This window comes from Streptomyces thioluteus, from assembly GCF_039535865.1.
On the sequence record NZ_BAAAXZ010000068.1, the window covers coordinates 13,201 to 30,799 of the forward strand.

At 72.0% G+C, this 17,599-nt stretch carries 14 protein-coding genes and 2 pseudogenes; all 16 read right to left on the bottom strand.

What is annotated here, in order from left to right; all coding sequences use genetic code 11:
* Positions 1 to 34: 34 nt before the first annotated feature.
* Positions 35 to 1,153 carry a hypothetical protein gene (locus ABD794_RS08900; RefSeq protein WP_344962163.1) on the bottom strand — a complete coding sequence of 373 codons (1,119 nt, stop codon included), beginning with the start codon at positions 1,151 to 1,153 and terminating at the stop codon, positions 35 to 37.
* 99 nt (positions 1,154 to 1,252) lie between these two features.
* On the bottom strand, positions 1,253 to 2,401 hold the full coding sequence (locus ABD794_RS08905) for a DUF2332 domain-containing protein (RefSeq protein WP_344962165.1): 1,149 nt from the start codon (positions 2,399 to 2,401) through the stop codon (positions 1,253 to 1,255).
* Between the two features lie 122 nt (positions 2,402 to 2,523).
* Positions 2,524 to 3,127: pseudogene (locus tag ABD794_RS08910) on the bottom strand (HAD family hydrolase); the annotation flags it as partial.
* A 149-nt stretch (positions 3,128 to 3,276) separates the two neighbouring features.
* Positions 3,277 to 3,906: a hypothetical protein gene (locus tag ABD794_RS08915; protein ID WP_344962167.1), complete on the bottom strand. Its 630-nt coding sequence runs from the start codon at positions 3,904 to 3,906 to the stop codon at positions 3,277 to 3,279.
* 741 nt (positions 3,907 to 4,647) lie between these two features.
* Complete coding sequence (locus tag ABD794_RS08920) at positions 4,648 to 5,703, bottom strand: hypothetical protein (RefSeq protein ID WP_344962169.1); 1,056 nt, start codon at positions 5,701 to 5,703, stop codon at positions 4,648 to 4,650.
* Positions 5,704 to 5,714: 11 nt separating this feature from the next.
* Positions 5,715 to 5,873: a hypothetical protein gene (locus ABD794_RS08925; protein WP_344962171.1), complete on the bottom strand. Its 159-nt coding sequence runs from the start codon at positions 5,871 to 5,873 to the stop codon at positions 5,715 to 5,717.
* Entirely contained in the window at positions 5,864 to 6,079 is a 216-nt protein-coding gene (locus ABD794_RS08930; protein ID WP_344962173.1) for a hypothetical protein, read from the bottom strand. Before ABD794_RS08930 ends, ABD794_RS08925 begins: the two co-directional genes overlap by 10 nt.
* Complete coding sequence (locus tag ABD794_RS08935) at positions 6,076 to 6,468, bottom strand: hypothetical protein (protein WP_344962175.1); 393 nt, start codon at positions 6,466 to 6,468, stop codon at positions 6,076 to 6,078. The genes ABD794_RS08930 and ABD794_RS08935 overlap by 4 nt, the downstream gene beginning before the upstream one ends.
* 184 nt (positions 6,469 to 6,652) lie before the next feature.
* A complete protein-coding gene (locus ABD794_RS08940) occupies positions 6,653 to 7,261 on the bottom strand; it encodes a dihydrofolate reductase family protein (protein ID WP_344962176.1) in 609 nt (202 codons plus the stop codon).
* A 35-nt stretch (positions 7,262 to 7,296) separates the two neighbouring features.
* The gene (locus ABD794_RS08945; protein WP_344962178.1) at positions 7,297 to 7,899 is read right to left on the bottom strand and encodes an OmpA family protein; all 603 of its coding nucleotides are present in this window, start codon (positions 7,897 to 7,899) and stop codon (positions 7,297 to 7,299) included.
* Between the two features lie 4 nt (positions 7,900 to 7,903).
* Entirely contained in the window at positions 7,904 to 8,464 is a 561-nt protein-coding gene (locus ABD794_RS08950) for a hypothetical protein (protein ID WP_344962180.1), read from the bottom strand.
* 24 nt (positions 8,465 to 8,488) lie between these two features.
* Complete coding sequence (locus ABD794_RS08955; protein ID WP_425585967.1) at positions 8,489 to 9,043, bottom strand: pilus assembly protein TadG-related protein; 555 nt, start codon at positions 9,041 to 9,043, stop codon at positions 8,489 to 8,491.
* 50 nt (positions 9,044 to 9,093) lie between these two features.
* On the bottom strand, positions 9,094 to 9,249 hold the full coding sequence (locus ABD794_RS08960) for a hypothetical protein (protein WP_344962188.1): 156 nt from the start codon (positions 9,247 to 9,249) through the stop codon (positions 9,094 to 9,096).
* 303 nt (positions 9,250 to 9,552) lie between these two features.
* Positions 9,553 to 10,440 carry a DUF5936 domain-containing protein gene (locus ABD794_RS08965; protein ID WP_344962182.1) on the bottom strand — a complete coding sequence of 296 codons (888 nt, stop codon included), beginning with the start codon at positions 10,438 to 10,440 and terminating at the stop codon, positions 9,553 to 9,555.
* Between the two features lie 12 nt (positions 10,441 to 10,452).
* Positions 10,453 to 11,388, bottom strand: a complete 936-nt coding sequence (locus tag ABD794_RS08970) for a type II secretion system F family protein (protein ID WP_344962184.1) — start codon at positions 11,386 to 11,388, stop codon at positions 10,453 to 10,455.
* Positions 11,389 to 11,403: 15 nt separating this feature from the next.
* A pseudogene (locus ABD794_RS08975) lies at positions 11,404 to 12,634 on the bottom strand (TadA family conjugal transfer-associated ATPase); the annotation flags it as partial.
* Between the last annotated feature and the right edge of the window lie 4,965 nt (positions 12,635 to 17,599).

Here is a 17,599-nt window from a genome sequence, read left to right on the forward strand (position 1 = left end):
GCGGCACCGCCGTGCGCCGCCGTCGGCCGACCGCTCAGGATGCGCGGCAGAGCATCCGCCCCCCGCGTCCTTGCGGGCGGGCGCGAGGTCGATCGCCAGCCGGACCGGCACCGGGTCCGAACGGCCGCCCGCCGCCTTCCCGTTGAGGCTGACCTGCAGGTAGTACGACCCCCGCCCGGCCCATACCGCGCTCCGCCTCCCCGCCCCGCAGGGCGCCCGGCCCGGCGGCCGGCGGGGTGGCCAGGGCGACGGTCGCGGGCTGCCCGCCGTACCCGTCGGTCCGGTTCATCACATGGCCGCGGGCCGCGTCGTTCAGGCCCAGCCGCACCCCGTTGGCCACATAGGGCCCGGACGCCTTCCCGAACGTCGCTTTCGCGAACAGCTGCTGGCCGGCCGGGACGGCGACGCGGTAGAAGCGGGTCTCGCCGGGCCGGAGCCGGTCCCGCCACGTACCGCCGCGCACCTGCGCCGCGTCGTTGAACCCGCTGCCGCCGGCGACCTCGTGGACGGGACCGGACGACGTGGAGGGCGGCTGCGAACTCCAGCTCCCCGGGCCGGAGTCGGGTACCGGGGAGGAGGCGGCCGGGTGCCCGCTCGTGTGCTTCAACTCCAGCGCCACCGGCGCCGGATCGCCCCCGTCGGCGTCCCCGCGCGCGACGACGAACCGATAGGTGCCGGCCGCCCCGCACGCCCCGCCCCCGCCTCCACCGGCGAGGCGCTCCGCATGGTCGGCGAGCGGGTACGCGCCGCCCTCCGACAGGAACGAGCGGTGCCGCGCCGGGCCGCACGGGGTGCCGTCGGCGGCGCGCAGCGACACGTCGATCCCGTCGCGCAGGCCCATCGTGCTGCCGGGCCGGGGCGCGGCCACCGCCGAGACGTACGCGTCGGAGGAGGCGTCCAGCCGCACGCGGTAGGTCTTGTGCTCGCCGGGCGCGAGGCTGTCCGTATAGGTCCGTTCGCCCGCCTCCAGCAGCGGCCCGTCCGCCGCGCCCTCCGGCGCGCCGCGGACCGCCTGCGCCCCCGGGGCCGTCCGGTACGCCGTCGGCCTCCCCGTCCCCGTCACATCGGCGGCCCGCGCCGGGGACGCCGCGGCCGTCACGGTCAGCGCCCCCAGGGCCGCGACCGCCCGCAGGCCTGCCCACCCGCCGTTCACCCACCGTCCCCCTCACCCGCCACCAGGACCCCGGAGGGCCATCCTGCCGCGCGGGGCGGGGAGTTCGCGAGGGACGCGACGACACGGCGCGGCCGGCCGTCATCCGTCGAGCGCGGTGGTCTCCGTCGCCCGGGCGTCCAGGCCCCAGGGGTGGGCCTCGGCGAGGACCTCCTGCGGCCCGTCGCCGAGGCGGGCGGTCAGCACGAACCGGTGGACTCCCCCGACCCGCCGCGGCTCGAACGCCAGGTGCGCGAACCACCCGCTCCCCGGCCCGCGCCCGGCCCTCCCGAGCCGGTCGAGTTCCGCCTCGGCCCGGGACCACTCGGCGGGCGGCACGTACTGGCGCATCACCGAGTGCCAGACCACGGTCAGCGTCCCGGGGCGCAGTTCGGTTCCGGCGAGGAAGTCGGCGGCGCCCTGCCGCACCACCCGGGCGGGCACCTCGCGGGCGAGGGCCAGTGCGCCCGCGAGGCGTTCCGCCCGGTGGGGCAGGTCGGGCCAGAGGTAGGCGCGCAGGGCGAGGGCGTCCGCGGGATCGAGCGGGTCCAGCGGATCGACGTCGCAGCCGAGCCGTTCGACGACGACCGGCGCGGGGACGCGGGCGGCGGCCGTCGCGAGGCGGGGCGGCGGGGCGCCGTCCCGCCAGGCACCGTCCAGCACGACCGGTGATCCGGGGTCGCCCCAGGCGAACTCCCGTCCGCCGGGCCCCGCCCGGACGCGGAACCGGTCCGCCCGCAGGTTCAGCCCCGCGCTGGCCCCCAGCTCCAGCAGCCGCACCGGCGGCGGTTCGGGCAGCCCCAGCGCGTCGGTCACCGCCAGCAGGCCGGCGATCAACTGGTTCGCCCGGCCGACCTCGTTGGTCTGCGGCGGGCGCCGCATCCACCCCGCGATGTGGTCCGGGTGCTCCGCCACGGCCCGGCGGAACGGCTCCCACGCGGCGCCCGGATCGTCCCACCGGCGCCCCCGTGTAGTGCACGGCCAGGTCCGGCGCTTTCCCGAGCAGCACCAGGGCGTGCACGGCGCCGAGCAGCCGCAGTCCCACGGCCGCCGGTCCGGGCGCGCCCTCCAGCGGCGCGACGGCGTCGGCGCAGGGACCCGCCCCGCCCGGACGTCCTCGGCGGCCGGGTCAGCAGCGCCGCGTACAGCGGGCGAGCCGAGCTCGGCGCAGGAGCGGGGTCCTGGGTGTCGATGAGGTCGGCGGTACGAGCGCGGGTCACAGTGCCTCCGGGGAGGGTGGCGGGGTTCCACGGTAGGGCCTGAGGGGCTGGGGCGGAGATATGTGATCGATCACAGGGTTGTCGACCACAGTGGTCGCGGGATTCGCTTCCGCAACCCCACCACGCGCCGGGCGAGTTCAGGAGCCCGGTGAGGTACCCGTGCAGCCACCCGGGAAAGTGCCCCAGACCGGGCAGGATCACCTGTGCCCCCGCCGAGCGCAGCGCCTCCGCGCCGCAGACGCCGCCGACGACGCCCACCGACAGCGCTCCGGCCGCCCGTGCGCAGTGCACGTCGCCGACGTGGTCGCCCACGTGGACGGTGGCAACCGTAGCGGCGCAGGCGGCGGCCCTGCCCTCGGTCCACAACGAGCCCTCGACGACGTCGGGTTCGATGCCGAGGTGGCCGAGATGGAGACGGGTGATGCGCGAGTGCCGGGCGGTGACGACCAGGGTCCGGCCGCCCAGGGCCCGGACGGCGCCGACGGCCTCGCGGGCGCCCGGCATGGCGGGCGAGAGCGTGATGCCGTGCCGCGGATGGCCCGTTACGCAGACGTCGCGCGCCCAGGGGACCCGGTCCTCCGGGAACCAGTCGCGCAACTCCTGTTTCCAGCGGCAGGTCGACGCGTCCGGCGGCCACGTCGACGTCGATGTATGTACCGGTGGCCGCGGCCAGGGCCGCATACGCGGCGCGGACGGCGGGGCGGGTGTCGACGAGGGTGAGGTCGAGGTCGAAGCCGACGGTGAAGCGGTGGGGGGCGAGGTGGTGGGGGGTGAAGTGGTGGGGGTGAAGTGGTTCATGTGGCGGGCACCCTGGGCAAGGGGTGGCCCGGCCCGCCCCGAGGGGGGATCAGGGAGGCGAGCCGGGCCGTACGGCCGTACAGATCGGGGGTGTGTCGGCACGGCCGGTCAGGGGGCCGGCGGGGCGGTCCCGGCCGGCGGCGGTGCGCCGTGCGTCAGTTCGCGGCCCGGAAGACCTTCGCCTTCCGCGTGGAGCAGGACGACTTCTCCGCGCTCGTCATGGGACGGGTCTTCACGACGACCGCGTTGTGCACACCGTCGGTCCCGTTGGGGGCGGGGCCGGTGATCGTGTCGTTGACGTACCAGTAGTAGTGGCCCGCCTTGGGGTCGTCGTAGTGGGTCTGCCAGGTGCCGGACACGTCCCCGCATCACCTGGGCGCGGGAGATCCAGCCGACCTCGCCCGGCTTGACGGTCATCCCCAGGGAGCTGGACTCGGAGTGCGAACTGTTCCAGGTGTGGCTGTAGTTGGCCTGCACGCTGACGTCGACGATGCCTTCGATCTTGCCGCCGACGGATATGGTCACGCCGGCCGTGTCGCTGGAGCCGACCGTGTCGGACCAGGTCATGCTCTGGGTCGCGTCCGAGCTGGTGCAGTTGTGGAGTTCGTCGGAGACCCGCTTGTAGTTACCGAGGTAGGCGGTGCCGAACGACGGGTCGTTGAAGGTGCACTTGCCCTCGCCGGAGGCGCAGTCGGCCATGATCTGCTTGACACTGAGATCGGCGGCCGAGGCGGGCATGGGCGGCGGCGGCCACCATGCCCATGGCAGCGGCCGACAGGGCCAGGACCCGGCGGCCGTACCGCCGTCTTCTGCATTCCGCCATGACGGATTCCTCCTCTGAGCGTGGGGGGAACGGCGATCGGGGCCGGGACCGAACGATCGTCGTGTGCGATGCGGAAGACACTGGTCCGAATGTCCGGCCAAATACACCAAGTTTTGGCAAAGCCGTCGCCGGTCGCCACATTTGCGGGAAAGCCGCAACGACCTTGCGGCGCACGGGACTTTAGCCCCTGGACCACTCGGGACGGACCCTGCATGATCACCGCGCCGAACAGGCTCCCCCACGCACGCACACGAAAGACCCCCCATGACTGCACCGACCCGCCCCGGCCCCCTCCGCCGCCGGCGCCCGCCTGCGGATCCGCGACTGCACCGGGGCCGGCGACCAGCGATGGACGGTGCCCGTCACACCCTGATCCGACCCGCCCGCCCCTCCGCGAGATGGTCGCGCGCAGCCGCGCGTGCCGGAACTGGTGGACGCCGCCCGGCCTGCCGCAGGACGCCCCGGCGGTGCGCGTCCTGCAGGAAGGCCATCGGCCGCCACGGCAGCCGGCCCGCCAGCGCCAGCAGGGCGCACGCGAGGACGAACGCGCCCCACGGGCGGCCGAGTACGACGACGAGGGCCGCAGGCGAGACCGAAGGCGATGCCGAGCCCGTAGGCGAAGCCGGGGTCGTCGGCCGGCGGGAAGACGACGCCGCTCACGACCGCCCCGGCGGTGCCGTACGCGAGGCTGCCCCCACGGCCGTACGACAGGCGGCCGACGGTCCAGCCGGCCAGCGCGCCCGGGAGCACGAACACCACGTTGACCGTGAGGCCGTGTACCGGCCCGAGCCCCGGGCCAGCCCGAGGCCGACGGATCCGTGTAGGCGAAGACCGTTCCGAAGGTGAGGCCGAAGGAGAGCGCGAAGGAGAGCCCCAGCATCAGCGTCGCCGTGCGGTCCTGCTGGAGCGTGAGCCCGGGGCTCGACACCTTCTTCGCGTCGACGGGCACCCGCCAGCCAGGCGTGCAGCCCGATCGCCAGGGCGAACGGCAGGCCCAGCATCAGGGCGTTGTCATAGGGGAGTTCGAACCCGAAGCCGAGCGCGATGCCGATCACGAAGCCCACGGCCGAACGGAGGAGGAAGGAACCGCCCGCGCCCCGGAAGCGGATCTCCACCCGGGTCGGCGGATTGCAGCGGGCGGCCAGCTGTACAAGAAATCCGGCCAGCGCGAACGGGACCCCGAAGACCGACGCGATCGCCGGGCCGCCCGCCGCGTGGCCGATCGCTCCGAACACCAGCCCCGAGACCACGCCGATGACCAGCCCCCGGACACTCCCCGGGACGGCCGTCGCCACCTGCCACCAGGCGAAGTCCTGCGTCCGGTGCGGTTCATGTGCCGGGCGGCGAACGCCAGCCACTGGCGGGCCTGTTCCTGGCCGTAGTGCGCCGGAGCCCGGCCCCCGGTACCGGGCGGCGGCGGGCGCGGCTCGTAGGCGGCCGGGAGGAAGGCGCTCAGCAGATGGGCCTCGACGGCCTGTACGGTCACGGAACCCGAGCAGTACGGCAGGATCCGCGGCCGCCGGCGCGTAGATCGCCCTGGCCAGCGCCACCATGAGCGGGCTGCTCAGGGCCCGGGCCAGCGGTACGTCCGGGTACCGCGGGTGGGCGCGCAGCCGCGCCAGGACGTCCTGCCAGCGGCGGTCGGCGGGCGGCCGGTCGGCGGTGAGGAACTCCTCGGCCCGGTCGAGGCCGACCGGTTCCATCTCCACCACGGCCGCCCTGGTCAGGATCCGTCGCTCCGGGCGACGGCCGCCTCGTACTCGGCGGCGAGGCAGGTGATCACGAGCCGGTCGCCCGCCCCCACGGCACGGTCCAGCGCCTTGATCGCGAACGCGTGCTGCTCCGAAGGGAGTTCGTCCAGCCCGTCGAGCATCAGCAGCACATGTCCCCCCGGTCACCAGCCGGGTCACCATGTCGGGGCCGCACTCCCGCCGGTCGGCCAGGAAGGGGTGCTGCCTGTACCAGCCGACGGGCCAGCCAGGTGTACGGGTGCTCCCGGCGCGGGTGCCACGAGGACGCCGTCATCAGCACCGGCACCGGGTCCTCGGCGTCGTACGCCTCCAGCAGCCCGAGCGTGAGCAGCATCATGGAGACGGTCTTGCCGGAGCCCGCTCGCCGAGGATCACCAGCTGTTTGACCGGCAGTTCGCGGAACATCGCGACGAGCCCGTCCAGGTCGCCGCGCCGCGGCCCGCCGGCGCCCGGCGCCGCCACGGCCCGCTCGGTCCCGCGCCACCACAGCCGCAACGGCGTGGGACTGCGCAACTCCTGTGCCCGCGCCTCGTCCTGCCACTGCCGCCGCACCTCCTCCGCCAGGCGTCTCTTGACCTGCGTCAGCCGGTCCGGGGGCGGCCCGTGAGGTTTCGCACCCGTACCGATGTGGACGCTTCCGATGGATCCGGCCTGGAACGCCGGGCCGTGGAAACTGCCGCCCGAAATCTCGTTGCGCGTCTCGTCCTGCTGCATTTCGTCGCGCATCGATTTGCGCATTTCGTTGCGCCGTTGGGTCGTCATCGCGCGCACCCCGCTCCGACAGTCGCGTGGCTGGAATCCAACCACGCGAAACGCGCCGGTGCGCCCCCGCCTGCAAGGGCGCACGGAGGGACACGGGAGCATCGGGAGGGCGCACGCGGGGCGCGCGGACCGCACGCCCCGCGAGGCGTTACGCGCTCTGCCCGTCCTCGGCCGGGTCGTACGTCAGGAACACCGCGCCGCTCTCCATCGCCACATGCCCGGACAGCGCCCACACGCGCGGCGCGAAACCGGCCGACGGCGCGAAGAGCGGGACGCCCGTGCCCGTCGTCAGCGGGCCCAGCTTGATGATCAGGCGGTCGATCTCCGGGTAGAGGGCGGCCGCCAACTCGCCGCCGCCGATGAGCCAGATGTCCTTGCCGGGCTCCCGCTTGAGCTCGCGGACCTTCTCCGCCGGGTCGGTGGCGACGAGTTCCACGGCGGGGGCCGGGGCCTCGGCGAGGGTGCGGGAGAAGACCAGGTGGCGCAGGTGGGGGTACGCGTCGGGGATGCCGGCCTTCAGTCCGATCTCGTACGTGCGGCGGCCCTCCACGACGGTGTCGAAGTGCGTCCCCTCGGCCGTGACGCCGAGCGCCGCGCGGGCGTGGACCGGGAGGATCTCCGGGTACTCGGCGACGAGGTGCCGGATGTAGTCCTCCGGGACCGGCCAGAAGCCGTCCGGGCCGGTCGGGTCCGCGCCGTCGGGGCCCGCGATGTGGCCGTCGATGGTGGAGGCGATGCAGTAGACGAGCTTGCGCAAGGGGATCCTTCTGCTCGGTGGGCTTGGCTTGATCATCATCGCCCGCGCGGGAAGCTGACCTCCACCCTCCGGTTCTTGCGGCGGCCGTCCTCCGTCGCGTTGTCGGCGATCGCGTACTCCTCGCCGTACCCCCGGATCTGGTACGCGATCGTCGACGAGCCCAGCTCCTGGGCGAGGCGGCGCTGCACCGCGTTCGCGCGCTCCTTGGAGAGGGCGATGCCGTGGTCGGCCGAGCCGAGGTTGTCCGTGAAGCCGAAGACGCGGATCGTCGTCGCGCGCTGCCGCCTGGCCTCCGCGGCGATCACGCCGATGCGCTGCCCGGCCGCCTTGCCCAGGTCGGCACTGTCCTTGTCGAAGAGGACCTCCGTCTGGAGGGCGAACGTCACGTCCACGTTGGTGTCCTCGCGGCGCTCGCCGCCGTCGCTGCCCGTCTCGACGACGGACTTGATGTCGAGGACGCGCCCGGGGGCGAGCCGCGCGCCCTTGCGCAGCTTGAGGCCGGGGGCGGTGGGGTCGAGCCGGACGGGCGGGGCGGTGTTCGCGGGGTCGCCGGGCCCGGACGCGTGGGCGGGCGGCGCGGCGGCCGCGAAGGCGGCCAGGGTGGCGGCCAGGACGAGGGCGGGCAGGAAGCGGGTCATCGGGTCACCCCGAGAGCCTGACGCGGACGGCGGGCATGGTGGGGATCTGGAACCCGATGGCGGTGACGTCCGAGGGGGGCGCCGGGAACTGGGCGAAGAGGGGCCGGGATTCGTCGGGCTTGATGTTGGTGAGGCCCGTCGTGCACAGGCATTCGCCGTCCGTGTCACGCAGGACGAGGTAACGCTTCTTGCTGCGGTCGTCGACCAGCGAGGCCCCCGATATCGCGGACCGCGACTTCACGCCGGTCTCCTTGGAGCGCCATTCGAGCGCGTCGAAGACGGCCTTGCCGCGATTGGTGACCGTCCCCTGGACGGTGACGAAGCCCCCGCCGTCGCGCACGGCGGAACTGATCGTCACCACCACGCCGTTGGCGCCCTTGAGCTCCGCCAGGACACCGCCGCCCGGTCCGGCGTCCTTGGAGTCCGCGACCGGCTTCGAACTCCCGCTGCCGCCGCCCCCGTCGTCCTTGCCCCCGTCCCCGTCCCCGCCGCCGCATCCCACCGCCACCGCGGCCAGCGGGACCAGGAGGGCCATGGCCGCGAATCTCCGGTTCCCTGGGCTCATCGCTCGTCTTCCTTCACTCGTCGGTCACTGGTCGGTGGCGGCAAGCCGGACGGCGAACAGGGCCTTGGCGTCGAGGAGGGGGTCCAGGTGCTGCGGATCGACCGCCAGTTGCCGCCCGTCGTCGCACACGAGGAGGAGCGGGGCGGCGTCCCCCGGCTTCGGGCTGCAGCGCGGTTCCACGACGGCCCGCGCCACGGCCCGCGCGTGGATGTCCTCCGTGCCCGGGACGACCGACTTGCCGACGGCCTTGCGCGTCCGCACCGTCACCTCGAACGAAGTGGCCGGTCCGGGTCCCGTGGTGACCCGGCAGCCCTCGTCGTCGGCGTCGTTGCCCGCCGCGAGACGGTCCGCCTCGGCGCACGCCGTGTCCGGCGGGTCCGCCCGGCCGGTGAGCCAGCGCCGTCCCGCGTCGGCCGTGCCGGCGTCCCGCAGGAAACCGGCGAACACCTGGTCCCGGTAGCTCTGGGCCGCCGCGAGGGCGGACGCGTCCGCCGCCGACTGGGCGCCGTTCCTGGCCGCCCCGGCCATGCCCACGGCGAACACCGCGAAGGCGACGAACAGCAGCCCCGCGACGGCCACGACGTAGGCCGGGAACGCCTGCCCGGCGTCGCCGCGCGCCCGGCCCCGACTCAGGTGATCTTGTGGATCTGGTCCATGATCGCCTTGGCGATCACCGTTCCGAAGTCCGTCGTCGTCAGCACCAGCACGATCGCCACCACCACCGCGATGATGCCCAGGTACTCGACCGAGGTCTGCCCCCGGTCGTCCCAGAAGCGCTTCGCCATCCTCTTCCCCTCCGCGGGCGGCCGGTCGGTTGCGGCTCGGCGGGTGCGTCCGCGTGAGCACGCGGTCACTCGCCGCACGGGAAACGTACGCCCAAACGGCAGGCGCGGAACAGTGCGCGCGCCTCATCTTTCCCCCGTCGCACGGAAGTTGGAATATCCCGCGCAGCATGCGTCGCACCTCCGCCCCGATCCGCCCCGACGGACAGTTGCTTCCGGGCGTCGACGACTGTCCCACAACTGATTGCAGAAGCGAAGGGCCTTCACACAACTCGCGCTTCCGCGCCCCGGCTTGCGGCCGACCGCTCACCTCCCCGTCACCGTCCCGAAGTCCACCCCCGAGCCGAGGAAGAAGCCCGCCACCATCAGCGCCAGCGTCCCCGGGACCATGAACGTCGTGATGATCACGGTCGCCCTGGGCACCGCCCGCGCCGCCCGGCGCCGCGCGTTCTGCGCGTCCGTGCGGCGCATGTCGTTGGCGAGGTCCATGAGCGTGTCGACGATGGGCGAGCCGAGCTCCTCGCCCTGCTGCAGGGCCGAGACGAACTGGGCGACCTGCTCGGAGTCGTTGCGCCGGCGCAGGCCCTCGAACGCCTCGCGGCGGCTGACGCCCATGTCCATCTGGCGCAGGGCGATGCGCAGTTCGTCGGCCCAGGGGCCCTCGTACCGCTCCGCGACCCGGTCGAGCGCCTGCCGGAAGCTCAGCCCGGCGCTCACGACGACGGCGAGGACGTCCAGGAAGTCGGGGAGCGTGCGCTCGATCGCGACGCGCCGCTCGCGGACGGCGGCCCAGATGCCGACCTCGATCCAGAACAGCCCGAAGGCGACGAGGAGCAGGGCCACCAGCCACTGTCCTTTCGCCACCATGACCAGCGCGCCGCCGAAGCCGAGCGCGCCGTAGACCGCCCGGCGGGCCGCGTAGCGGTCCACGGTGAGGCCGCCGGGGTTGCCCGCGCGGTCGATGCGGGTGCGGATCCGCGCGACGCGCCGCTCGCCCATGAGGCGGAGGACGAACGGGGCCCCGCGCATGCCGAGCCGGTCCACGGCGGAGCCGACGGCCGAGGTGCGGGTGGCCCCGACCTCCAGGGCGACCGCCAGGTCCGGCGGCAGCTTCGCGCCGCCCCGGCACAGGGCGACGCCGTAGCAGACCCCGGCCACGGCGGCGCCGGCCAGCAGGGCGAGCAGCAGTCCCACGTCGGAGGCCCCCTAGACGTCGATGCGCGACATGCGCCGGATGAGGAAGAAGCCGATGCCGTAGAGCACGAAGGCGCCGACCACGGCCAGTTGGCCCACCACCGTCCCCGTCATCCGGTCGATCGAACCGGGGGCGATGCGGTCCATGAGGAAGAGGGTGCCGATCCCCATCAGCGGGACGACGTACGCCGTGGCGGTCACCTGGGACAGCTGGGTGCGGACCTCGCGCCGCGTCTCCTTCCGCTCCTCCAGCGTCTCGGTGAGGTTGCGCAGCGACCGCACGACCGAGCCGCCGGCCCGGTTGGAGAGAACCAAGGTCGTGACGAGCACGACGAGTTCGCGGGAGGGAAGACGTTCGGCGAGCTCGCCCAGGGCGTCGTCGACGGAGTGGCCGACGGCGAGCCGGTCGGCCACCGCGGCCAGTTCCTCGCCCGCCGGGGCGTCCATCTCCTCGGCGGCCATGCCGAGCGCGGTGCGCAGGGCGAGCCCGGCCTGGGTGGCGTTGGCGAGGATGCGGGAGAGCTCCGGGAGCTGGTTGATGAACTTCTCGATGCGCTTGCGGCGTTGCCGGCCGAGGAAGGCGGAGGCGGTCCAGACGGTGACGACCGCGGCGATCGGCCCGAAGAACGGCGCGAGGGCGAGGGCCGCCACGATCCACAGGACGACGGCCGCGGCCAGGGTCCGGAGGGTGAAGTCGCCAGGGGTGACGGCGAGTCCGGTCGAGGCGATGCGCCGTTCGAGGCGGCGGCCGAACCGGGTGGCACGCAGCCGGCGGTCGAAGCGGGCGAACGGCCGGGGCCGGGGACCGGTGGCGTCCGGGGTGCCCGCCAGCCGTTCCACCAGGACGGCGTGCTGCTGCCGTCCGGCCAGCCAGTTCCGTACGCCGGCGACGGCCAGCGCGCCGCCCAGGAGGGTGGCGCCGAGGGTCAGGAGTGCGGGTTGGTCCATGGTCCGGTTGCCTCGCTACGTCGGCCGGTTGCGCGGATGTCCGGGGGCGGCGTGCCGGCCCGCGGCCCGTCCGGCCGGTGGCGCGGCGACGCCGAACGCCTGCGGCACCGGTTCGTTCGCCAGGCGCAGCCGCTCCACGGCGCGGTCCGGGAGGGGGAGGTGGGCGAACGAGCCGCGGACGACGCGGTCCGCGCCCATGGGCAGGGCGTCGAAGCGGACGACGGCGACGAGCCGGTACTCCGCGCCGTAGGCCACGTCGTTGCCCGGGTCCAGCAGCGCCACCTCCGTGATCCGCCGCGAGCCGTCCGGCCCCCGGGTGAGCTGGACGACGCAGTCCACGGCGCTGTCGATCTGGTCGCGCAGCGCCTCGTAGGGGATCTTCACCTCGGACATGGAGGCGAGGGTGCGCATACGCATCAGCGCGTCCTCGGCGGAGTTGGCGTGGACGGTGGCGAGCGAGCCGTCGTGGCCGGTGGACATGGCCTGGAGCATGTCGAGCGTCTCGCCGCCGCGGACCTCGCCGACGATGATGCGGTCGGGGCGCATGCGCAGGGAGTTGCGCACCAGGTCGCGGATGGTGATGCGGCCCTTGCCCTCGACGTTGGGCGGGCGGGCCTCCAGCCGGATCACATGGCCCTGCTGGAGCTGGAGTTCGGCCGCGTCCTCGACCGTGATGATCCGCTCGCCCTCGGGGATCAGCCCGGAGAGGGCGTTGAGCAGGGTGGTCTTGCCGGAGCCCGTGGGGCCGGAGATCACGATGTTGAACTTGGCGCGGACGAGAGCGGCGAGGAGCGTGAGCGTCGGCTCGTCCAGCGTGCCCATGCCGATGAGTTCGCGCAGGGTGTAGACGCGCGGGAAGCGGCGGATGGTGAGGGTGGCACCGTCGAGGGCGAGGGGGCGGGATGATGACGTTGACGCGTTCGCCGCTGGGGAGGCGGGCGTCGACCATGGGGTGGGACTCGTCCACCCGGCGGTTTGACCGTCGAGACGATCCGCTCGATGGTCTGCATCAGCTGCTCGTGCGAGGCGAACCGCACGGGGACGTGGCTCGACGCGGCGCCGCCCCGTTCGACGAAGACCTGGGTCGGGGGCCGTTCACCATGATCTCGGTGACGGTCGGGTCCTCCAGGAGGGGTTCGAGGATGCCGAGCCCGAGGGCCTCGTCGACGACCCGGCGGACGAGCCGGTCGCGTTCGGCCGTGGACAGGACGGGACCCTCGCGGCTGATGATGCTGCCCGAGGAGCGGCAGCGCTGACCAGGGTCCGGGTCCGCGGCGCTCGGGTGGGCGTGCGTCGAGGGCTGCTGGACTCTCTCGGGGAGGTTCGATCCGAGAGGGTCCTCCAGGAGCTGCCTCAGGCCGCGGTTAAGACGGGGACTGACGGTGGGCTCGGCGGTTGGCTCCCGGTTCCCCTCGGGCGTACTGCGCGGGGATAGCGCCTCGTCGGGGGGTGCGGTGCGATGGCGGGCGGCAGCCTAGACTGGTGTGGCGTCTATCACTGCCCGGGGCGGGCTTCCTCTAGCGGAGGAGTTGGTTAGAGGTTGATCAGGGAGGGTCACTTCTAGCGCGGTGGTCGCCTGAGCCAGGTACAGAGGGCCTGTCCTTATCCCGTGGTCTTCGTGGGTGTGGCGCTGCGGCCGGTAGTCCTCGGGCTGGGGCTCTTGTGAGCTTTGGTATATCGGGTACTTGCCTGCCGTCCGCTCGGATGGGACGCGCACGTTGTCGGCCCGGGGGCTATGGCGGCAATATCGCTGGTGCTCGCGCGTGAGCAAGGTGGTAGACGCGGTTGGGGCCGGGGACGTATGTGCCGGGGACGTGCTCAGACATTCACCTACCGTGTCTGGTGAGCCTCGTCGGCGGTACCGGCTACTCCCGAGCCACGGGCTACGACGGGCGCCTCCGCTGGATGCTCCGCAGCGGTGCACACAGGCTGACAGGCCTGAGTGTTTCATGTCCCGGCTGGTGTGGTTGCGCGGGTAGCGTGGCGTGCGCCGTCGCTCGGAGGTGGTGAGCCGTGCTCCGCGACGTGCGGCGGGCGGCGGCGGGGCCGGTTCATCTGGGGGCGGCCTGCTAAGCTGCGGCGGTGAAGTGGGCGGCGCGAGGTGTGGGCCGTAGGGGGGGCTGGGGACGGTCTACCTGGTGAGGGGCGAGCGAGGCAGGAGGAAGGCTTGGGTTATACGAAGGCCGCATTGAACTCTCGGAGCGCGGCGGACAGTCGCGCGTGGTTGCTTTGTGCACCCTTTGGTGCGGCTGGTCGGGATGGGGATTCGCCCAGCAGTGTCCCGCCGCTTTCTCGCGTTTGCCGGCTTTTCACTAGGGTCCTTAATTTGCCGGGGGAGGGGGGGGGAAAAAAAAAAAAAAAAAAAGCCTCTTTCGCAGGGTTTGGATGACAGGACAGGGACGATGGGGTCTGAGTTACATCATGGGAGTGGCAGCGCAGCCCATTGCGCTCGTGTGCCAGCTTATGGCGGGTAGAGTCGTAAGTCGGGAGCGGAGGCTGTTTTTCAGCCGCGTGCGCGGCGTGATTGGATGGACAACAGGCGTTCGGTCTGCACAGGCGTGCTTGGCATCGGCGGGTAAACCGGGTCCGTGGTGAGCAATGGGGGTGTGCGTGGGGCTCCTCCGCTCTGGGGGGCGGGGCGCTGTGGGGGCTTTATGACGCTGGTACCTACTCATCGAGCTACCCTTGATCACCCCTGCATCGGGCTCTCCCGCTTGTTTGGAAGCCACGCTCGTCCGTTCGTCGACCCGGCCAACCGGGACCTATTCAGTCTGAGGCCGCGTTCGGCTGCTATCAGATACCGTGGACCGCTCTTCATGCCATGAAATCGCTCCGGCCCATTGTATTAAAGGACCGGTGCGTGTTGCCGCTCTGTTTGGCGCGCGGTCAGTTCACACAGGGGGAAATGGCGAAACGGCCGGGCTGAGGCTCGTGGCGTCGACGGGCGTCGCGCTAGGTGCGCTGCCGGCGCGGCCGACGCGCATTGGTTTCGGGTCGGGCCAGAACGGCGTCCTCCAGCTCGGGGCGCCGGTGTCGGCGGTCGCGGATGCCCGCGAGCGAGTACGTGTGGTAGCCGTACGAGTGACGCCTGGCGCACGACCACGCTGGCCGATCGGCGCCAGGATGCACTGGGGATGCGTATCCCGGTGAACCTTGGCGGTCGGCTCACCAATGGGGCCCCCTGGTCGCCTCCGCCGATTGACCGTCCCTGCCGCTAGTCTCTGCTGAAGCCGGCTGAGGTGGCGTGACGCCTATTGAGATGCGCTCCAGGGGCGGTGCGCCGCGCGTCCGCCATGGATCTTGGGGGGGCCCCGGCGGCGAGCGTCCCGCGCGTGGCCCGGCCGCTCGGTCTGATGCCCCGCCCGGGCTGTCTCGGCTAGCGAGGGCGTCTCAGCTGGAGGGCTCTGGCCGGAGCGGGCTCGGGGACTTGCCTTTCGAGATAGCAGGCTGGTCTAGTTCGCGGTGCCGGGCGGGCGTGCGTCGGCACGGCTGCGCGAAGCGCCGCCATGCTGTGCCATTGTACGATGGTCGTTCGGCGGTGGGTACGGTCGTGTTCCGGGAGCAGGGGTCGTCGTCCCGGTGTGCGGGCCCGAGGGACGGCTCAACGTCACCTGTGTCCTCGCGGGGTGTGCGTGGGTTGTGGAGCGGACTAGTGCCATGCGACGGTCGATGAGGTGTTCTTGACTCATGTTGCTCGCTTATGGGCGGATGGCGGCCGGGGGGGGGGGGGTGGTGAGGCCTGTGTTGCTACCAGACGCGGACGGATGGCTTGGTCGGTCCATCGGATTAGGTTGGTTGGTGTGTGGGGATAACAGCTCAGCGATCAAGGGGGAGGCGATGGGGCGTCGGTGGTCACGGTGGCAGTCGTGCACGTTTGGCTGCGATGACGCCGTCTTCTGGCGTGTTCCTTGCATAACGCGGGCTCGCAGCGGTGTCTGGTGTAGTGCTTTGCGTGCCTGCAGTCTAGTGCAGGCAGACACGTAGGCTGCGTGATCTACGGCGGTGGCGTCAGGGTGTGTGGGGGCGCCGGTGAGTGCTCCGGGCGGCCAGGTCGCCGACTCATCGTCTCGTGCCCCCCCGCTCCGCGCAGCAACGGTGCGCGGCGCGGGCGAGCAGGGCAGGGTCCGAGCCGGTGGGTGATACGGAGACGGTGCGTCGCTGGGAGGACTCCGGGTCTGAGTATTCGGTGTATGCCGTCGGCGAGTCTTCTAGGGTGTTGCCGGTGGTGACCGGCTTAATTAGACACAATAATGAAATGCGCTAGCGTGAAATTACGGGGGGCGGCAAGACATAGAAAGGGAAAAGATAAGGGCCATAAAAGGAAGGACAGAGGGGAAGGGGGGAGAAAAAAAGAACTGGAAGAAATAAATAAGGAACGAGCGCCTGATAGCTGGCAGCAGTCGCAGGTACGACGTTCGTACGTGCGCCGACTGGAGTGCGAGGGATCGGCGAGTGGCGAGCGGTCGGGCGGCCTCGCGGCGGGCAGCGCTGGCAGGGGTGCGGAGCTGGAGGGCGGCTGGTGGTACTGTTCGGGCCTTCCGAGCCGCCTGGGCTTGGCGCCGAGCCGTGACGGCGACTGATCGCGGCCACTGACGTTCGGGGGCCGCGGCCGGGCGCGCGCGCGGCCGTCCGGTCGGCGCCTGTGCCGGCTGGCGGCCCAGATGACTGGCGGCAGCGCGCCGTCTGGGCGCCTAGTGGCGAGGTCAGCCGGTTACGCGGGGCGCCGAGTTTCGTCGTACGGAGAGCGGCTTGTAAGGCGCTCTAGGCCCAGGGCCGCCGCAGGTCACATGGTCGCGGCGTATATGCGGGGGGGCGGGGCGCCGGCTTCGCTGGGAGTAGGCAGGTACGACGCCTGGTGTGCTGCGCGGGAAGGCGACTTAGGGTCAAAAAACCCCATTCGCGTCCGTTAGCTAATAGACAAAGAACGCTCGAGGGCTGGGTGCGGCAGCGGTCGGCGAGGTGCTCGTGGACGATGGGGGAAGGGCTGACCTCGGGGCAGTCTGCGGCGGACGATCGAGGAGGCCCGCCGAGGGACCGGCTGAGGGCGGCTGGCGAGGAGTTCCGGGGCGTGTCGGCCGACGGTTTGCGCATCGGTTGGGCGACGCCGGCGACAGCTGGGCGACGGAGTGCCGGCGGCGACCGCGTGGGCGGCGCGGGGTCCGGCGACCGGCGGGAGTATGCGGATGCGTCATGGTCGGCCAGGCGCCCTATTTTGCGCCGTCGATGGGGGGGGGGGGGGGTGTACAATGTCTGCGGTTCCGGTGCGCGCGCTGACGGTCTTCCTTTTACGGGTATGGTTCGCCTGGTGTTCGCCTAGACCGCCGGGGGGGGCGAGCGAGCGGGGGCCAGCGGTTACGTGGTGGTGGGCGAACTGACTCGTGCGTATTGGTCGATCGCGTTGGGTGCGTCCTTGTGTCCAGGGCGAAGGTGATGCGGCAGGGGGCGGGCCGTCGGCCGGCCTAGCCTGGGTGGCATTCCGTCGGGGTCTGCCTCTGGGCGGTCGGGCGGGGTGATCTGGCCGATCACGTCGGTGTTAGCTGTGGGCGCCTCCCCCCCCCCGCAATGTCTCTCCCTCTTCCCCCCCCACCCCCCCCCTCTGTGCTTACCCCACGACCTTCGACTATCCTTTCCGGTAACAAAACTACACATCAGGTTTCCTGCCCCCACAACCCCCCACCTTCCTCCAATCCCACAAAACCAGAAAAGAAGAACTCAAAAAAAAAAAAATGAGCCTGTTTTAGACCAGAAAAAAATTCATCCAGGGGGGGGGGGGGGAGGACAATTCAGCAGCTTTGGAGTAGCCGGCGGGGTGGCCCTGCTCCTTGCCGTTCCTTCCGCGGGCAGCTGCGTGGTTCCGTCCGTCGAAGTGGTAAAGAAGGTCTTTATGTATGTATCAGCGCGCTGGGGCCCCGCGGGTTGATCTTGCCGGCGGGAAACCGAGGTACTGCATGATCGCGGGCTCGTCGTGCGGGACGTCAGGAATGATACATGGATGGGCCGATGGCAATCCTGCTGCCCGGCGGCGGGGCGAGGGGCGGCTGGGCCTGGTCGATGCGTTACCGTCGTATGCCTCTGCCGAGGGGTTACAGCGACTTGGTCCCTTGCTCATGGGGGGCGGTCGGTGGTCTTAGCGTAGGGGCGATTCTTGGCCGGGCGTTCTAGCCGGCGGGCGATGATCGGTGACAGGGCGGTGGTCCGGCCAGGGCCAGCC

What these genes read in the sequence shown, in the direction of transcription:
- ABD794_RS08935 (WP_344962175.1), bottom strand. Translation starts at nt 6,468, where the DNA reads ATGCGCGACGAAATGCAGCAGGACGAGACGCGCAACGAGATTTCGGGC.
- ABD794_RS08930 (WP_344962173.1), bottom strand. Translation starts at nt 6,079, where the DNA reads ATGATGCTGCTCACGCTCGGGCTGCTGGAGGCGTACGACGCCGAGGAC.
- ABD794_RS08950 (WP_344962180.1), bottom strand. Translation starts at nt 8,464, where the DNA reads ATGAGCCCAGGGAACCGGAGATTCGCGGCCATGGCCCTCCTGGTCCCG.
- ABD794_RS08970 (WP_344962184.1), bottom strand. Translation starts at nt 11,388, where the DNA reads ATGGACCAACCCGCACTCCTGACCCTCGGCGCCACCCTCCTGGGCGGC.
- ABD794_RS08945 (WP_344962178.1), bottom strand. Translation starts at nt 7,899, where the DNA reads ATGACCCGCTTCCTGCCCGCCCTCGTCCTGGCCGCCACCCTGGCCGCC.
- ABD794_RS08915 (WP_344962167.1), bottom strand. Translation starts at nt 3,906, where the DNA reads ATGCCCGCCTCGGCCGCCGATCTCAGTGTCAAGCAGATCATGGCCGAC.
- ABD794_RS08960 (WP_344962188.1), bottom strand. Translation starts at nt 9,249, where the DNA reads ATGGCGAAGCGCTTCTGGGACGACCGGGGGCAGACCTCGGTCGAGTAC.